Consider the following 16574-nt stretch of genomic DNA (forward strand, 5'->3'; position numbering starts at 1 on the left):
GCGGCGCATCGCGAAAAATTCTTTGAGCAATAGCGCCGCAGCATCGGCCTCGAATCCGCTATAAACGTCCGGCGCATGATGACAGGTTTCTTGGTCGAAAAACCTCACGCCACTCTCTACGGCACCCCCTTTGGGATCCGGTACACTATAATATAAGCGCCTAATTCTGGCATGGGAGATCATGCCTGCGCACATGGTGCAGGGTTCCAGCGTCACCCACAGATCGCAGTTATCAAGCCGGTCATTCTGTAGGTGCACCGCCGCCTCGCGCATGGCTACTATTTCTGCATGGGCGCTGGGATCTGCATTGGTGCGCGAGAGATTATATCCGCGTCCGATAATCGCGCCGTTGTGAACCACGACAGCGCCGACCGGTACTTCTCCGCGTTGTTGCGCCGTCCGAGCCAAGGCAAGCGCTTCAGGCATGAAAGAGGTGAACGGATCTTGAGCCATGATGAGGCGACTAGCGCGAAAGCCGCGCATTGGCCAGAACAGGAAGCAATTATCTCCCCGCAATGCTTGACGAACCGGCAGATTGTGGTTAGGTGCCCACTCTTTCCCGCATGGGAATCACTCAACAACAAAAAAATTGGACTTATGCGATGTCGCGGATTTGCGAACTGACAGGTAAAACTCGGATGGTGGGTAATAATGTTTCCCACGCGAAAAACCGGACCAAGAAAACCTTTTTGCCCAACCTGCAAAATGTGACCTTGCTGTCCGATGCTCTGCAAAAAGGTGTCAAACTGCGTGTTTCAACCCATGGCATACGGTCGGTTGAGCATGTCGGTGGTCTTGACAACTGGTTGTTGAAAACATCGGACGACAAGCTGAGCCTCAAGGCGCGCCGTCTGAAAAAGGAAATCGTCAAAAAGCAGCCTGCTGCCGCTTAAGCGAATCGCATATCTGGCTTGGCTATTGGCCGAGCGATGAAAAGCCGGGGTCCGCTCCGGCTTTTTCTTTGCCTGGGATTGCAGGCGGTCCCTTGCGTTTCTGTTTGCCTTTAAGCAGACGGAATTTCAGTAATATCGTCTCCTGCACGGCGTTGAAATTATCATCCGATGCGATCCAGATGATTTTTTCGCCGCCTTCTTCAGTCACAGCCAAGGCTTCCATATTGTCCACCCGCATCGGCGGTTTGAGCGTCGCAATTTTAGTGGACGTCCAGACACGATCCGGTTTTATCTCCGAAGGCTTGGCGACCGACAGGATCGCTGACACGCCGTCGAGTGGCGTAAAACGACGGTGCAGCAACAAAGCCTGATCATTCCCAAAAAGAACCGCATCGGTCAGATTATAGCCATCCGGCGGTTGATATCCAAAACGTACTGATTTGGTGTCGGGTTCGGCGGGATCGCCGTCAAATATAAGCGCCTGATAACCGCCTTTTGAGAAAGGAGCCTTCTCGGAAAAGACCAGAAACCGATTTTCGCCGGTTTTTTGATCGACAAGGCGAAGCATGGCTTCTGCTCCACCATTTTGCGGCCATTTCTGCATTTTCGGAACCTTTTGCGACGCCTCCTTACGCGCAAAGGAAGGACCATAGCGCCAGAGCTCGTGGTGATGCTCATAGCCTACCCAATATTGCCCAGTGCGCGGATCATATACCAGCGATTCTGCATCCCATTTTTCTTTCGCAAATTCGTTCATTTTGGCCGGCCCATCGGGCAACGGCGCAATAAACGGGCGTACGGCCTTGTTGTTTTGTTCATCCAGAGTGAAGCCAATCAACACACCCGCGTCGCTCAAAAAGAAAAAGCGGTTATCAGCAAGTGCAAGCATTGATGAAATGCCACCGAAATCACCATTGCCGCTGGTCATTCTCCAGCCTGCCAAAAATTCCAGTCGGCCAACGCTTGTTCGCAGAGGGTTATCAGAACTGAAGCGGATTGGTTCCAGGTTGATATACTGGCTGTTGTTTTTCGGCGGCGTTGGCCCGTGAACATAAGTTACAGGAACCAGAAAAAAGAGCAGAGAAAGGCAGGCGAACAATCGGGTCACACCGCGTCTCCTAACCGATTAACCGCTGGAAATATATTCTATTCTGGACGCTGGCGTGAAAGATAAGCTAAACGGCGGCCAGAACATGTAGGACGCCCGACTATGAAGAAAATATACCCTGATGCGGCCGCTGCGCTCGAAGGTTTGCTATTTGATGGCATGCATCTTTGTGTCGGCGGATTTGGCCTTTGTGGTATTCCCGAACGGCTGATTGACGCGCTGCGAGATGCTGGCGTCAAAGACCTCACTATCGCTTCCAACAATGCCGGTATTGATAATGAAGGACTGGGCAAGCTGCTGCGATCTAGGCAGGTAAAAAAAATGATCTCGTCTTATGTCGGTGAAAACAAGGAATTCGAGCGACAATTTCTGTCTGGCGAACTCGAAGTGGAATTTTGTCCGCAAGGGACTTTGGCGGAGCGCTGCCGTGCAGGCGGAGCAGGGATTCCTGGCTTTTATACCAAAACAGGCGTTGGCACGCAGGTCGCCGAGGGCAAGGAAGTGAAAGAATTTGACGGCGAAGATTATATACTTGAGCGCGGCATATTTGCTGACGTCTGCCTGATAAAAGGCTGGAAAGCGGACATGGCGGGCAATCTTATCTTCCGCAAGACCGCCCGCAACTTCAACGCGCCGATGGCCACGGCTGGGAAAATCTGCGTCGCGGAGGTGGAAGAGATCGTCGAAGTTGGCGCGCTGGACCCTGATGCCATTCATCTGCCGAGCATTTATGTAAAGCGCCTGATCTGCGGTGCGCCCTATGACAAGAAAATCGAGTTCCTGATGACGCGTGAACGGGAAACTGCTTGATGCAGCCCAGGCATCTATCCTTGTTGGCAATCTCTGTAGTGCCTCTGCTTTCCGGTTGTGTCGCCGCGCTATTGCCAATCGCGGCTGCCGGTATGATGGGCAAGACCGAGATAGACCGGGTAAAGGCGAAGAGGGAATTTGTAGCGAGCGGTGCGGTGGAGGTTTTTCTTCCGACAAATGTCGATACGGTATTGGCCGCTGAAACATCCGATTCTCGAACCGACTTCACCGGGCAGGGTGGCGCAATCGATGAGCCTGACACGGCCTTGAGCGATGAGAGCCGACAATATCTTTCCCGGTTTTTCAGGCCTCTGGACGTGCTACAACCGCGACCATATGATGATTTCGCGCGTTATGCCTTGGGCCAGGCGGTCAAATTGGAAGCCGGCGAGGGGGTCAAGTCGGCAGTTCTCGTGCCGCGTGTCGACATCTTCAAGCCAAAAACAGTGCGCTGTGAAGGCAAGCCTCTGGCCGTACTCATCGATATGGACGACAAGTCGAACAGCGGCTGGTCCCGCTCGGAAACACTTTACCGTCAAAACGGTCTGGTAGAGGCGCTTGGCGAGTTGCGAGCTGCCAAAATTAGTGTGATCTGGTTGTCGGACGAACCCAGTGTCTTATCCGACCGGATCAGCGCGATATTGAAGGATGCCGAGCTGTCAGCGAGTGGCGCTGATGATTTCCTGTTTCTCGACCGGGGCGGTGAAGACCGCAAGCAGGAACGCCGCTGGGACGCGGCCAACAACTACTGCATTGTGGCTATGGCCGGGGACAGCCGCTCGGATTTTGATGAACTATACGATTATCTGCGTGACCCTGATGGCGCGATAACTTTGGAGCATATGTTTGGTAATGGCTGGTTTATCGCACCGCCACCGCTGGTCACCAGCGCCGGAGATGATGCCGTCGAACTCGAAGAAGAAGGATAACAAATGCCTTGGGACAGAAACCAGATGGCGGCGCGGGCTGCCAAGGAGCTGCACGACGGCTATTATGTCAACCTTGGTATTGGTATCCCGACGCTGGTTGCAAACCATATTCCGGATGGTGTGGAAGTAACACTGCAATCTGAAAACGGAATGCTTGGCATCGGGCCGTTCCCTTATGAAGGCGAAGAAGATCCCGATCTGATTAACGCGGGCAAGCAAACGATCAGCGAGCTGCCTTCAACGAGCTATTTTGGCAGTTCCGACAGTTTCGCGATGATCCGTGGCGGTCATATAGATCTGACCGTATTGGGCGCGATGGAAGTGGCTGAAAATGGTGATATCGCCAACTGGATGATCCCCGGGAAAATGATCAAGGGCATGGGCGGTGCGATGGATCTGGTTGCAGGCGTCAAGAAGATCATTGTGGTGATGGATCACTGTGCCAAGGATGGATCGCCCAAATTTATTCCCAATTGCACACTGCCGCTGACCGGCACCAATGTGGTGGATATGATTATCACTGACCTTTGTGTGTTCCAACGGACAGACCATGATAGCCAGTTCCGGCTGATCGAGCTGGCACCGAATGTGAACGCGGAGGACGTCGCGGCCAAGACCACCGCACAATATGGGGTTGCTGTCTAGCAGCGCACAATGAAAAAACTGCTAGTTCTATTATTCGCGCTGGCTGCGATCTCGCTCGTTGTCTGGTACAGTTATCGGGCGTTTACCGGACAGCAGGTGGATTTTCCGGTCATGGCGGCAGGAATAGCGGGTCCGAAGGATACACTACCTGACACTCCCGAAGAATGGGATGGCCGGATCGATTATCGCGCGCTGGACCGGCAGCTGGTCGCGCTCTCGCTACGACCCGAAATGGCTGGTCTTGCGGTGGCCATTGTTGAAGATGGCGAGCTTCGCTTTGTCAGCACCTATGGCGTAACCGACAAACGGTCGCGCGAGCCGGTAACGCCGGAAACCGTGTTCCGCTGGGCTTCGGTTTCAAAGACTGTCGCAGGAACATTGGCCGCCAGACTGGTGACCGAAGGCAAGCTTGATATCGATCAGCCGCTCGCCAGATGGAACAGTACACTGCGTCTGCCAGGCGGCGCGAATGACTATGTGACGCTCGCCCAGCTCATGTCGCATCGCAGCGGGCTCACCAAAAATGCGTTTGACCGCAAACTTGAGGATGGAGACAGCCCCGGACTGCTCCGCAACCAGCTCGCCACGGCACCGTTGCAATGCGTTCCAGGTGAGTGCCACACTTACCAGAATATCGCGTTCGATGCGTCAAGCGAGATATTGGGAGCCGCTGCCGGCGAACCTTATCCGCAAGCGGTTGAGGACAATTTGTTTAAACCGCTCGGCATGACCAGCGCCAAATTTGGCATGGCAGGCCTGACCGGCGCTAAAAGCTGGGCGCACCCGCATCGTGGATATGAGGTGCGCGTGCCGGTGGAATCATATTGGCGCTTGCCCGCCGCAGCCGGAGTCAACAGCAATATCCTGGATATGGCGCGGTGGATGCAGGCGCAGATGGGTGAAAACAGTGATGTTCTCCCGAGCGAAGCTCTGATGCTGGCCCATGCCCCACTTACCAAAACGCCCCGGCTCTACAGTGGTGACCTTGCGCGCGCGCTTTCTAACGCCGCTTATGGGCTGGGCTGGCGCAGCGTCACTTATGCAGGACATCGGCTGATTGGTCATTCAGGAGCGGTAGACGGGTTTCGCGCCACGATGATTTTCGATCCGGTGACACGCACGGGCGTGGTCGCGATGTGGAATAGCGGGTGGGGTATTCCGTTTCGCATTCCCTTTGCTGCGCTCGACAGCTATTATCGTCGCGAGACCAGCAATTGGCTGGACACGAGCGACATTCCGCTTCCCGATCCGCCACCGGTTGAGACGGGAACTATGAGCCAGTGATCACCAGAGTTTAGATTCTGCACCATGTTGCCTTATTGTTGGCAGAATATATGATGTTTCCAGTTGATATTTTGAGCCAGGGGCCGTAACCGCATGAAGATGATTATCTTGACCATATTGGCGCTGGTCGCTGCCGTTGGCCTTTATCTCTATTCGGCTTCCCCTCCGGGATTGCTGAGCAAATACGATGCGGTGATGGGTGGTGGCTCGGGCACCAAACTGGTTGGTCAAGACATAGCTTTTGGTGACCATGGCCAGATGCTTGATGTGTGGGGCGCTAACGACATGGTGGCTGATTCCAAAAAACCGGTATTGATATTCTGGCATGGCGGCGGATGGGTTAAAGGATCCCGCCAGGATTATGCTTTCGCCGCCAAGGCCTTTGCGAAAGCGGGGTTTATCGTTGTCGTTCCCGATTACCGCAAGGTACCACAGGTGCATTTCCCCGCATTTATTGAAGATGGCGCGCAGGCTGTGCGCTGGGTGCAGGATAATATCGCGAAATATGGCGGGGATCCTGAGCGGCTTGCGTTTTCAGGGCATAGTGCGGGCGCGCATACGGCTGTGCTGCTGGCGCTCGACCCGAGCTGGCTTGCGGCCGCCGGCGTGAAAATTTCCTCGGTGCGTGCTGTGGTTGGGATGAGTGGCCCCTATGATTTCTATCCATTCGATAAAAAACGTTCGATTGACGCTATGAGCAAATATAAGAAACCCGAGCGGACCCAGCCGGTAAATTTTGCAAGGGCAGATGCGCCGGCGATGCTGCTGCTAACCAGCAGTGAAGACACAACGGTGCGGCCTTATAATGCCGTCAACCTAACGTCCAAGCTGGAAGGGGCCGGAGCTAAGGTGGAGATGATCAACTATAAAGGGTTGGATCACGAAGATGTGGTGATGGCCCTGTCGATCCCGTTTCGCGATAAGGCGACGGTCCTGACAGACAGCGTTACCTTCCTGAAAGCAAATGTGATCAGCGCCGTGCAACCGCTAGCGCAAACAGCCCCCGGTCACCCATCTCCCAAGTAACGTTCAGCTGAGTTTCGTGGATCAGCCAGCCGGTCCCATTGCGCGCCAGTTGGTGGACATAATATCCGCCTATAGAGTGCATCTCCCGCAAATCACCAGTCACAAGATGATGATGCGCGGATACATAGCAAGTGCAGGTCGCATTATCGCCGTTCACTGCAACGGCGAAATTCGTGAGTACATGCTGGGTTGCATCAAACGGCTCGAGCGCAGCGCGGACGCCTGTCACCCAGTCATCAGCAGCCATCGTCACCGCAGGATCGCCGGACCAGCTGGAAAAATCCATGGTGATTTCGTCGGTAAAGATCGAGCGGTATAATTCCCACTTGTGCTGATCTATGCCGGTGGAATAGTTCAGCACATGGTTGGTAATTTTCGTCCGGTCGACTAGCTCTTCGTGGGTCATGATATCTCCCTCATTGCAATAAACTTTGGCTGGCATGAACGGCGCGGGTCGCCCAGGCTTTCGGGCTAATCCCGCCAGTGTGCGGCACCTCAATATCAATATCGACATGGTCGCCGAGCAAGGTGACAAATTCTTTTAACGGAAAGATTCCATCTCCGGGAATTTGCCGGTTCATGGCTTCTGCAATATAGTCGTCAGATAGCCGAAAGTCAGGGCCATCGCAGATTTGGGCATAGCCAATCATTTCAGGGTCCAAAGCCTCCATCTGTTCCAAGGCACCGCCGGTGCGAAACAGATGCAGCGCATCAATCGCGATTTTCAGATTAGCTTGGCCCATGCGGTCGTGCCAGGCCTTCGCGGCGATGAGGCTATCGCACCCTTTGGCAAAGCCGGTAAACTCCAGGCCGACTTCCATTCCAAGCGAAGTCGCGAGGGCGCATAGCTTGGCGAGCTGGTCTTCCGCCCGAATGATGCTGGTTTCATGAATATGGGTGACCGCACGCGTCGCTCCCAAATCCGCAGCCAGTTCCAGCGCACCAGTATATTCAGAGACATCGCAATCCGGCATGATCGGGAAATATTCGGCATTGATGATCGAGACGTGGTGGTCCCGCAGAAATTTTTTGAAAGAACCTGCATTATCGGCGTCGACGACTGGAAACATGTTCGATCCGCCTGCATGTCGCGGAGATGCGGTAAACAGACACACACGGCGCAATCTCATCTCAGCTGCAAAGCGCACCAGTCCTTCGGGGCCGCCGTCCATCATCGTAATCTGGTGAAGTGCCAATTCGCGCATCGCTTTTGTTTACAAGGCTGCGCTCGTATTTCACCTATGCAATTGGAGCAGAAGCGGACTGAAAGCTAATGAATATGCTAGGTCGCGTTGATCAGCGGCGGCTCTAGACTGCACATCGGAGAAACAAACCGGCGCAAGGAAGCAAGTCCGGGAAAAAAGGAATCAGAATGCGAGAAGAGGATATTATTTCCATAAGTGATGTTGTGCGGTTTCAAGCACAGGAACAACCCGATGCCGTGGTCTTCACGTTCGAAGGTGACGAGATGACCTATGCTCGGTTGGACCGGGACAGCAACCGCGCGGCGCAAGCGCTGGCCTCCAAAGGCGTTGGCAAGGGTGACCGGATTTCCTATATGGGGAAAAACTCGCATCTCTATTTTGAAATATTGGTTGGAGCAGCCAAGCTGGGCGCGGTGATGGTGCCGGTCAACTGGCGGCTGGCCCCGCCGGAAGTGGCCTATATTCTCAACGACTGCGGCGCGAAAATCATGTTTATCGGGCCGGGTTTTGATGAACTTGTCCGTAAAATAAAGCCTGCGTTGCAACATGTCGAGATGATCTTTGGCGCGGAGAAAGCGGAGGGTGATTTCGCCTCTTATCCTGCTTGGCGGGATGGTTTTGAACCGATTGATCCGATGGTGGAATGCGCCGCCGATGATGACGCGCTGCAACTTTATACCTCGGGGACGACCGGTCACCCCAAAGGCGCGATCATGACCAACGGATCAATCTTTTCCTCGCGCTCCGCTGGCATTGCGGAAGAGGATCTTATGGATTGGCAAAAACCGGTGGAAGGTGAGATCACATTGCTCGCCATGCCGTGCTTCCATATTAGTGGCACTGGCACCGGGCTCGTTGTATTATATACCGGCGGCAGCGCGATTGTGTTGCCGGAATATGATCCAACCCAGGCGCTGGAACTGATCGAGCAATATAATATCTCGAAGATATTCATGGTGCCTGCCGCGATCCAGATTATGCTGAACCATCCCCGCGCCAGCGAGGTGGATTTTTCCAAACTCAAGTATATTACCTATGGCGCATCGCCAATCCCGCTCGAACTGATGAAGCAGGCGATGGATGTGCTTGGTTGCGGCTTTGTCCAGATGTACGGGATGACCGAAACCAGTGGCACAATTACGACTCTCAATCCTGAAGATCACGACGTAAATGGCAACGAGAAAATGCGCTCGGTCGGCACGCCGTTGCCCGGTGTTGAAATCAAAATCATTGATCCGGATAGTCTGGAAGAATTGCCGCCACATTCAGTTGGTGAAATCGCCACGCGATCTGCAAAAAATATGAAAGGCTATTGGAATCGGCCCGATGCAACTGCCGAGACAATCGATGCTGACGGCTGGTTACGGACGGGAGACGCCGGTTATCTTGATGAAGACGGCTATCTCTATATTCATGATCGGTTGAAGGATATGATCATTTCCGGCGGCGAGAATATCTATCCGGCCGAGGTTGAGAACGCGATCTACACCAATCCCAAAGTCGCCGATGTTGCCGTGGTCGGCATACCCGATGAGAAATGGGGCGAGGCGGTGAAGGCCTGCGTGGTAGTCAAGGCCGGGCAGCAGCTGACCGAAGCGGAGGTTATCGCCCATGCGCGTGATCATATTGCGGGCTATAAATGCCCGAAATCGGTCGACTTTATAGACGCATTGCCGCGCAATCCGTCAGGTAAAATCCTCCGCAAGGATTTGCGCGCACCCTATTGGGAGGGCAAGGACCGGGCGGTTAACTGATGTGCTAGACTGAAGTCGATGAAAGCTTGCGGCGAACGCCAGCGGCTGGCGGCGTTTCAGGCCCGCCTGCGAAACATTGCGCAATGTCCATCCAGCGCCTGGCGGTATCTCCTATCGTTTGGATAGCGGTATCTTTGACATTGCGCGTCTGCGTTACAATCTGGGAAAACTCCACAGCACTGCCTTTGACTACATTATCATCCTGGGATCATTCCATTCCCAGGTTGTGCCGGACGGCGCAGTGAGTTGAACAAAAGGCTTGGGAGCCGGCGGCTCTTCCTTGCGATTGCGAAAAGTCCAACCATAAGTGGTCACGCCCAGATGGGCGATATTGCGCACCCGGTCGCCCTCTTCGCGATCCTGACCCAATATGTCGAAAATCTCCTGACCGTGGGACCATGTTTCCATTTGCCGCGCGATGATCTTGGACTGTGTGCTCATATCAGGGCCTGCCCATGCGACACGCGCTTCCGGGTCGGCGGCGTCATAGGCGGAAGCCAGTTTGGGATAATATTCACAATAGGTATCAAACAGAGCTTTGCCCCGCACGCCATCTGCATTCTCGTCCAGCCAGATGCGCTGTGCCTCAATATGGCCAAGCCCTTTTTGAAACTGGCCCATGAAATCCCGAATGAATGTCTTGAAACCATCCGGGTTTTCCAGTGTTGTCAAAGCCGCAACATTCCAGACATACAGATGGCCAATGACATCTTCAATCGTCCATTTCTTGAATTGTGTAACGGTCGCAAACAGGGGCTCATCTGCGGAGGCCAATAGCTGGGCTATCGTATCACTCTCGTCTCTAAAATCTGTCGCTTCTTGCATGCTTAATCTTTCCTCTCAAATCAAAGTCTCGGCTACGTTTTTCGGAATGGCTACTGGATGGGCCAGCAATATTTGCCCATATCCCTTGCCTTGCGCATCATTTCTGATGCTCGCGACGCCGCCACCGCCAAGCACCGCATCGATCAGAAAATTCACCGCATGGGAACCGGACAGATAGTATTTTTCGATGCGCGCTTGGCTCGTCTCACCCTCGATAAAGTGGCTAAATCTTGCAGCGACGGATTTCTCGCTGAGCGAGGCCCAAATATAGGGGAGATAATCGGAATGCCGTGCGATAACACCGATATTCGCCTTATTGCCTTTATCACCCGAGCGCGCCCACGCCAGTTTAATCAAAGGGACTTCGACCATTTCATCAGATGTTATTGGCGCTTCCGGAACGCTCGGACGCGTTAGACTTGAAGAATCAAACAGGACTCCCGGCGCATCATCATATCTAAGGATTTTACCATCGACATCGATTGTTGCGGACAAACTGCCTTTGGGTGTCAGATACGAGAATAACCGCACCACCGGCGAAGGTTTCGCACGCGCACCGGAAAACCCGCTCAGTCCCGGCGGGGTCGCAAGTCCCAGCCCGGTGAGTTCCTTGAGCAATATTTCGAGCGCCGCTGCCTCAGGATGTTTTGCTGCAATTTTGCAGACCACCTCGCGAGGCTCATGATCGGACGCAAAATCACCATATTGGCTTTCCCCGCCCATCAGTTCGACGCTGGTTTCTGTATATTCGCCAAGATTATGTCGCCGCAGAACCGCGTTGGCCCGTTCGAAAGCCGCATCGCTATATTTTTGCGCTTTTCGGTCGGCTTCGAACCCGTAAAAACTCAAATAGGTGCCGCCCCGAAATCCGTCCGAAAAGGTCAGGCAGGTTTTGTAGCTATCCGGCGCGGGAGAGCCTTTCGCCGGTGATACTTGGACCTTGTCCGCGTCCAGCTGGGTGATCTGCACGCCGGAAAAATCGCAGACAACATCGGGTAGCATATAGGCTTGCGGATCGCCAATCTCATAGAGCATCTGCTCGGAAACGGTGCCGACGTTTACAACGCCGCCGGTCCCTGCTGGTTTGGTAACAACAACCGAACCGTCTGCGGAAACCTCTCCTATCGGGTAGCCAATATTGGAAATGTCGCCTGCGTCTTCCCAGTCGGTAAAGTTACCGCCTGTCGCCTGTGGTCCGCACTCCAGGATATGCCCTGCAAGACTGCCGCTGGCGAGGAGATCAAACTCGCCGGTTCCCCAGCCAAACTCATGGATGCAGGCACCCAGTGTCACTGCGCTGTCCACGACGCGGCCGGTGATCACGATATCCGCGCCTTCGCTAAGCGCTTTGGCAATCGGATACGCCCCTAAATAGGCGTTAATGCTGGCGATCTTGTCTTTCTCCGGGAAGAGCGCACCAGTAAACATTTCGGTTGGTGCTTGGCTGGCGATCCGATCTATCTCGGGAAGCAGATTGTCACCCGTTATGACTGCGACTTTGAGGTCAAGCCCTTGCTCCTTGATAATGGCTCGCGCCGCCGCGCCGCAAGAGACCGGATTGACCCCACCTGCGTTCGCGATCAGCTTCACCCCTTTGGCAGCAATGTCCTTGGCATGAGGCTGCAATACCGCGCTGATAAAATCCGTTGCGTAACCGGCTTCCGGGTTTTTTGCATGCGCCCGCGCCATGATCGACATGGTGATTTCTGCCAGATAATCATAAACCAGATAGTCGACATCGGCACCCAGAAGTTGGGGCGTCGCCATCGCGCTTTCACCCCAATATCCGCTGGCTCCACCAATGCGGATAGTTTTATTGTCTGGGGAATGGTCCGTCATTTTTCTCTTCCGATACAATATCTATGTCTTGGCAGATTTTATTCGAAGTTTCTATCCGGCATTCGATTCTGTGATGACCCATATCGTGATGACGGTGCGACAGAGTCACGCAAACCTTTAACCGACTATCGCTCCCTCGCGAACAGTGTAATAGTATGAAATTCATGTAACGGGACGGGAATATATGAAAAAACTTGTCATTGTGGCCTTGATCGCCGCTGCCTTTTTTGCTTTTTTCTACTTTGATTTGAACGATCAGCTGACAATCGAAAACCTGAAGGCCCAGCAAGCGGCATTTGATGCGCGCTATCAGGCGGAACCGTTTCTGATTATCGCGTTGTTTTTCCTTTTCTATGTGGTCGTAACGGCGCTTTCCATCCCTGGTGCGGCGATCATGACGCTGGCGGCAGGGGCCCTCTTTGGCCTTTTGGTTGGCACGATCATTGTGTCCTTCGCTTCCACCATTGGCGCAACTATCGCCTTTCTTACCAGCCGCTATCTGCTGCGTGACTGGGTCGAGGGCAAGTTTGGGCAGCGGCTCACAAAGATTAACGAGGGCATCGAACGAGACGGGGCATTTTATCTGATTTCCCTGCGTCTGGTGCCAGCTTTTCCGTTTTTCCTTGTCAATATGCTGATGGGTCTGACCAAAATAAGAGTGCTGGTCTATTTCGTTGCTAGCCAGATCGGCATGTTGGCTGGCACAATTGTTTTTGTGAACGCGGGCACACAATTATCCAAGGTTGAGTCGGTTGGCGGTGTGTTCACCTTGCCGGTACTCGGATCTTTCCTGCTATTGGCGCTATTCCCCTGGATTGCCAAAGCCGCGCTCAAACTGTTTAAGAAAGACGGGAAGGTTGCGAGTAATGACTAAGCGCTGGCAAAAGCCGAAAAAATTCGACCGCAATCTGATCGTGATCGGGGCTGGATCAGCAGGACTGGTATCATCACTGATCGGCGCAACGATCAACGCGAAAGTGACATTGATCGAAGCAGGGAAGATGGGCGGGGATTGTCTGAATTATGGCTGTGTGCCTTCCAAAGCGCTGATCAAAAGCGCCAAGATTGCTGAGCAAATGCAGCATGCTGACCGCTACGGCTTGACTCCGGTCACACCGCAATTTGATTTCAAAGCGGTCATCAAGCGGATTGAGGACATCATCAAAACTATTGAGCCGCACGACAGCGTGGAACGGTTTGAAGGGCTGGGCGTCGATGTCATGCAGGGTTATGCGCGGCTTAGGGATCCATGGACGGTGGAGATTGCGCGCAATGATGGCGAGACGCAGACGCTAACGGGCAAGGCGATCGTACTTGCCACCGGCGCGCGCCCCTTTGTTCCGCCTTTGCCCGGGCTGGAGGAAACCGGTTATCTGACCAGCGATACACTGTGGGAGGAGATGGCCAAGCGCGATGCGGTGCCCGAAAAGCTCATCGTATTGGGCGGCGGCCCTATTGGCTGTGAACTGTCGCAAAGTTTCGCGCGTCTCGGTAGCCAAGTCACATTGGTCGAAATGGTCGACCGTGTTATGAATATCGAAGATACGGACGTATCAGAGGTCGCAGCACAATCGCTGACAAACTCTGGTGTTGATTTGCGCTGCAATCACAAAGCGCTACGCACTGAAATGCAAAGCGGCACGAAAATGCTGATCGTGGAGCAAGATGGCAAGGAGGTCAGCCTGCCATTTGATGACCTGCTGATCGCGGTCGGGCGTGCCGCGCGACTGGAAGGCTTCGGCCTGGAAGAACTGGGCATTAAATTTGGCCGCACGTTGGAAACCGACAAGCATCTGCAAGCGACCTTCCCGCATATCTATGCGGCGGGCGATGTCGCGGGGCCTTATCAACTGACTCACAATGCGTCGCATCAAGCATGGTTTGCAACCGTCAACGCGCTGTTCGGCCGCTTCAAAAAGTTCAAGCCGAGTTACGAGTTTTTGCCATGGACGACTTTTCTCGATCCGGAAATCGCCCATGTCGGTCTCAACGAACAACAAGCCCGGAATGAGGGCGTGACCTATGAAGTGACCAAATATCATCTTGATGATCTGGACCGTGCAATTGCCGAAAGCGCGACGCAGGGTTTCGTTAAAGTGCTCACGCCGCCTGGCAAGGACAAGATTTTGGGTGTGACAATCGTCGGTCAAAATGCCGGAGAATTGCTGACGGAGTTTACGCTGGCAATGAAACACGGGCTTGGCCTTGGCAAAATCATGGGCACGATCCACACCTATCCCACCATGGCTGAAGCGAATAAATTTGCTGCGGGGGATTGGCGCAAGAAGCACAAGCCGGAATGGGCGCTGAAACTGCTCGAGCGCTATTTCCGCTGGGCGCGAAGTTAGGTCTTAAAGCTTTTCCACGCGAGCAGGCTGCGCTGGAGAACAGTGATCCCGCATAGCACTGCAAAGATATAGGCCAGCGTGATGAAATGCGCGGGGAAAAGGCATATGATCAGGAAGAATCCGATCGTCTCCGCGCCCTCGGCAATTCCGGTGCTGTAAAAGAAACTCTTCTCCCCATGCGCTCTGGTTTGCGCGCCTTGCTCCGCTGCCGTGACGGCAAAAGCGAGAAAGCTGATCCCGGTGATGGTGAACGCAGCAACAAGGACAAGTGCAGCGAGCAAGTTGGCTGGATCGGCAAGGCCAAAGGCAAGGGGGATCGAGACATAGAAGATGAAATCGCAAACTATGTCGAGATAGCCGCCAAAAGCGGTTTTCTGCGTGGCGCGGGCCACAGCACCATCGAGGCCATCGAATATCCGGCTGAGAGCGATAAATGCCAGTGCCCATCCGTATGACTGATTGCTAACGAAATAAGCCGTCAACAAGCCAAATCCTAGGCCCAGTAACGTTACGCCATTGGCTGAAAATCCCATGCGCGACAGAATTCTGCCCGCAGCATTGAGTGGTGGGTCGATATAGGGACGCAGCTTGGCATCAAACATGGCGGAGCGGCCTTACACCCATGTCACGACCCCGATCACCGCACCGGTCATCATCGTCGCGCAATTTCCGGCAAACCAGCTCTTCATCCCGAGACCGGCGACTTCCGCTCGGCGGTCGGGCGATAGGGTTCCAATGGTGGAAATGATCAAGCCGACGCTCGCCAGATTGGCAAAACCGCACAGCGCATAGGTTACAATCAGCTGCCCCTTGGTGCCAAACGTATCAGCGGGAAGTGCCACAAGCTCCAGATAGGCGACATATTCGTTGAGGATCGCCTTCGTGCCCATCAAGGAACCGGCCGCTCCCGCTTCTTCCCACGGCACCCCGATCATCCACATCAGCGGCGCGAATATCCAGCCGAATAGGCGTTTAAGTGTTAGTTCGTCTCCGGCAACCAACGGCAGCGCAGCCAGTATCTGATCGACCAGCGCGACTAGGGCAAAGATTACGATAATCACCGCAATCACAGCGAGGAACAATTGCACGCCGTCCATCGTGCCTTTGATAATCGCGTCGAAACTGCCTTCATATTTTAGCCCTGGCTCATCTTGATCAGTTTTTGTGTCGGACAGACCCGGAACCATAAGCCGCGCAATCAATATCGCGGCGGGCAGCGAAATCAGCGAGGCGGAGATCATATGGCCGACGGCATTGGGCACGGTCTTTTCCAGCGTCGTTGCATAAAGCACCAGTATCGCGCCCGATATCGTCGACATTGCCAGCACCATGATAGCGAACAGCTCTGCCCGACTCATCCGCTCGAAATAGGCACGCACCACCAGCGGCGACTCGACCACGCCAAGAAAGATATTTGCACCGCCGCTCAGTCCGACAACACCGCTGACACCCAGTGTCTTTTGCAAGGCCCATGAGAGGCCTTTGACAATCATTTGCAACACACGCCAGTGCCAAAGCAGCGCCGCCAACGCAGAAAAAACGATCACCAACGGCAAAATCTGAAAGGCGATAATCAGCGGCGGTTGCGCACTCTCTTTCACCGCAAACGGCAAATCCGCGCCGCCGAGATAACCGAACATATAGCTTGATCCGGCGAGTGTTGCCCGTTCAATCGCCTGTACACCATTGTTAGCAAGGCCAATAATATCCCAGATAAATGGCACGCGGACAATGACCAAAGCCAGAATGAATTGAGCTGCAATTGCGCCCGCAATCCATTTCCAGCTTGGCAGATCTCTGCGGTTTTCAGAGAGCAACCAAGCGCAAGCCAAGATGAAGATTATGCCGATCAGGCCCTGAAACTGGCTTAAGATATCGAGCAAGTGCTGTCCTGTCCTTGGAATAAAC

The 16574-nt window shown here is 54.0% G+C and carries 16 protein-coding genes and 1 pseudogene; 9 read left to right on the forward strand and 8 right to left on the reverse strand.

The window, feature by feature from the left end:
• A pseudogene (locus tag HF685_RS16430) lies at positions 1-453 on the reverse strand (nucleoside deaminase); the annotation flags it as partial.
• A 149-nt stretch (positions 454-602) separates the two neighbouring features.
• Here HF685_RS16430 and rpmB point away from each other — a divergent pair.
• Positions 603-893: a 50S ribosomal protein L28 gene (gene rpmB / locus HF685_RS13260; protein WP_168820402.1), complete on the forward strand. Its 291-nt coding sequence runs from the start codon at positions 603-605 to the stop codon at positions 891-893.
• A gap of 22 nt (positions 894-915) precedes the next feature.
• Here the strand turns inward: rpmB and HF685_RS13265 are convergent, their stop codons facing one another.
• Positions 916-2001 (reverse strand): esterase-like activity of phytase family protein, encoded by a 1086-nt coding sequence (locus HF685_RS13265; protein ID WP_168820403.1) that lies wholly within the window; start codon positions 1999-2001, stop codon positions 916-918.
• A gap of 102 nt (positions 2002-2103) precedes the next feature.
• On the opposite strand from HF685_RS13265, the gene HF685_RS13270 reads away from it, so the two are divergent.
• The 5 genes from HF685_RS13270 (at position 2104) to HF685_RS13290 (ending at position 6695) form a co-directional block, all read left to right on the forward strand.
• The gene (locus HF685_RS13270; RefSeq protein ID WP_168820404.1) at positions 2104-2811 is read left to right on the forward strand and encodes a CoA transferase subunit A; all 708 of its coding nucleotides are present in this window, start codon (positions 2104-2106) and stop codon (positions 2809-2811) included.
• 23 nt (positions 2812-2834) lie between these two features.
• Positions 2835-3740, forward strand: a complete 906-nt coding sequence (locus HF685_RS13275) for an HAD family hydrolase (protein ID WP_168820405.1) — start codon at positions 2835-2837, stop codon at positions 3738-3740.
• A 3-nt stretch (positions 3741-3743) separates the two neighbouring features.
• Positions 3744-4385: a CoA transferase subunit B gene (locus HF685_RS13280; RefSeq protein ID WP_168820406.1), complete on the forward strand. Its 642-nt coding sequence runs from the start codon at positions 3744-3746 to the stop codon at positions 4383-4385.
• 9 nt (positions 4386-4394) lie between these two features.
• Positions 4395-5669, forward strand: a complete 1275-nt coding sequence (locus HF685_RS13285; RefSeq protein ID WP_168820407.1) for a serine hydrolase domain-containing protein — start codon at positions 4395-4397, stop codon at positions 5667-5669.
• Between the two features lie 93 nt (positions 5670-5762).
• Positions 5763-6695 (forward strand): alpha/beta hydrolase, encoded by a 933-nt coding sequence (locus HF685_RS13290; RefSeq protein WP_168820408.1) that lies wholly within the window; start codon positions 5763-5765, stop codon positions 6693-6695.
• Here the strand turns inward: HF685_RS13290 and HF685_RS13295 are convergent.
• A complete protein-coding gene (locus tag HF685_RS13295; protein WP_168820409.1) occupies positions 6640-7101 on the reverse strand; it encodes a nuclear transport factor 2 family protein in 462 nt (153 codons plus the stop codon). The two genes, HF685_RS13290 and HF685_RS13295, sit on opposite strands and share 56 nt — an antisense overlap.
• 10 nt (positions 7102-7111) lie before the next feature.
• Positions 7112-7900 carry a sugar phosphate isomerase/epimerase family protein gene (locus tag HF685_RS13300; protein ID WP_168820410.1) on the reverse strand — a complete coding sequence of 263 codons (789 nt, stop codon included), beginning with the start codon at positions 7898-7900 and terminating at the stop codon, positions 7112-7114.
• Between the two features lie 167 nt (positions 7901-8067).
• Between HF685_RS13300 and HF685_RS13305 the strand changes: the two genes are divergently transcribed.
• Positions 8068-9654, forward strand: a complete 1587-nt coding sequence (locus HF685_RS13305) for a fatty acid--CoA ligase (RefSeq protein WP_168820411.1) — start codon at positions 8068-8070, stop codon at positions 9652-9654.
• Between the two features lie 189 nt (positions 9655-9843).
• On the opposite strand, the gene HF685_RS13310 is transcribed toward HF685_RS13305, so the two are convergent.
• Both HF685_RS13310 and HF685_RS13315 read right to left on the reverse strand, forming a co-directional pair.
• On the reverse strand, positions 9844-10479 hold the full coding sequence (locus tag HF685_RS13310; RefSeq protein WP_211051193.1) for a maleylpyruvate isomerase family mycothiol-dependent enzyme: 636 nt from the start codon (positions 10477-10479) through the stop codon (positions 9844-9846).
• A gap of 15 nt (positions 10480-10494) precedes the next feature.
• Complete coding sequence (locus tag HF685_RS13315; protein WP_168820412.1) at positions 10495-12318, reverse strand: acyclic terpene utilization AtuA family protein; 1824 nt, start codon at positions 12316-12318, stop codon at positions 10495-10497.
• A gap of 184 nt (positions 12319-12502) precedes the next feature.
• Here HF685_RS13315 and HF685_RS16435 point away from each other — a divergent pair, with 184 nt between their 5' ends.
• On the forward strand, positions 12503-13192 hold the full coding sequence (locus tag HF685_RS16435) for a TVP38/TMEM64 family protein (protein ID WP_168820413.1): 690 nt from the start codon (positions 12503-12505) through the stop codon (positions 13190-13192).
• The gene (locus tag HF685_RS13325; protein WP_168820414.1) at positions 13185-14666 is read left to right on the forward strand and encodes a dihydrolipoyl dehydrogenase family protein; all 1482 of its coding nucleotides are present in this window, start codon (positions 13185-13187) and stop codon (positions 14664-14666) included. Before HF685_RS16435 ends, HF685_RS13325 begins: the two co-directional genes overlap by 8 nt.
• On the opposite strand, the gene HF685_RS13330 is transcribed toward HF685_RS13325, so the two are convergent.
• Positions 14663-15268: a CDP-alcohol phosphatidyltransferase family protein gene (locus HF685_RS13330; protein ID WP_168820415.1), complete on the reverse strand. Its 606-nt coding sequence runs from the start codon at positions 15266-15268 to the stop codon at positions 14663-14665. The two genes, HF685_RS13325 and HF685_RS13330, sit on opposite strands and share 4 nt — an antisense overlap.
• 12 nt (positions 15269-15280) lie before the next feature.
• On the reverse strand, positions 15281-16549 hold the full coding sequence (locus HF685_RS13335) for a NupC/NupG family nucleoside CNT transporter (protein ID WP_168820416.1): 1269 nt from the start codon (positions 16547-16549) through the stop codon (positions 15281-15283).
• Positions 16550-16574: the final 25 nt, after the last annotated feature.

This window comes from Parasphingorhabdus halotolerans, assembly GCF_012516475.1.
Taxonomy (GTDB): domain Bacteria; phylum Pseudomonadota; class Alphaproteobacteria; order Sphingomonadales; family Sphingomonadaceae; genus Parasphingorhabdus; species Parasphingorhabdus halotolerans.

What these genes read in the sequence shown, in the direction of transcription:
- rpmB (WP_168820402.1), top strand. Translation starts at nt 603, where the DNA reads ATGTCGCGGATTTGCGAACTGACAGGTAAAACTCGGATGGTGGGTAAT.
- HF685_RS13270 (WP_168820404.1), top strand. Translation starts at nt 2,104, where the DNA reads ATGAAGAAAATATACCCTGATGCGGCCGCTGCGCTCGAAGGTTTGCTA.
- HF685_RS13280 (WP_168820406.1), top strand. Translation starts at nt 3,744, where the DNA reads ATGCCTTGGGACAGAAACCAGATGGCGGCGCGGGCTGCCAAGGAGCTG.
- HF685_RS13285 (WP_168820407.1), top strand. Translation starts at nt 4,395, where the DNA reads ATGAAAAAACTGCTAGTTCTATTATTCGCGCTGGCTGCGATCTCGCTC.
- HF685_RS13290 (WP_168820408.1), top strand. Translation starts at nt 5,763, where the DNA reads ATGAAGATGATTATCTTGACCATATTGGCGCTGGTCGCTGCCGTTGGC.
- HF685_RS13295 (WP_168820409.1), bottom strand. Translation starts at nt 7,101, where the DNA reads ATGACCCACGAAGAGCTAGTCGACCGGACGAAAATTACCAACCATGTG.
- HF685_RS13300 (WP_168820410.1), bottom strand. Translation starts at nt 7,900, where the DNA reads ATGCGCGAATTGGCACTTCACCAGATTACGATGATGGACGGCGGCCCC.
- HF685_RS13305 (WP_168820411.1), top strand. Translation starts at nt 8,068, where the DNA reads ATGCGAGAAGAGGATATTATTTCCATAAGTGATGTTGTGCGGTTTCAA.
- HF685_RS13310 (WP_211051193.1), bottom strand. Translation starts at nt 10,479, where the DNA reads ATGCAAGAAGCGACAGATTTTAGAGACGAGAGTGATACGATAGCCCAG.
- HF685_RS13315 (WP_168820412.1), bottom strand. Translation starts at nt 12,318, where the DNA reads ATGACGGACCATTCCCCAGACAATAAAACTATCCGCATTGGTGGAGCC.
- HF685_RS16435 (WP_168820413.1), top strand. Translation starts at nt 12,503, where the DNA reads ATGAAAAAACTTGTCATTGTGGCCTTGATCGCCGCTGCCTTTTTTGCT.
- HF685_RS13325 (WP_168820414.1), top strand. Translation starts at nt 13,185, where the DNA reads ATGACTAAGCGCTGGCAAAAGCCGAAAAAATTCGACCGCAATCTGATC.
- HF685_RS13330 (WP_168820415.1), bottom strand. Translation starts at nt 15,268, where the DNA reads ATGTTTGATGCCAAGCTGCGTCCCTATATCGACCCACCACTCAATGCT.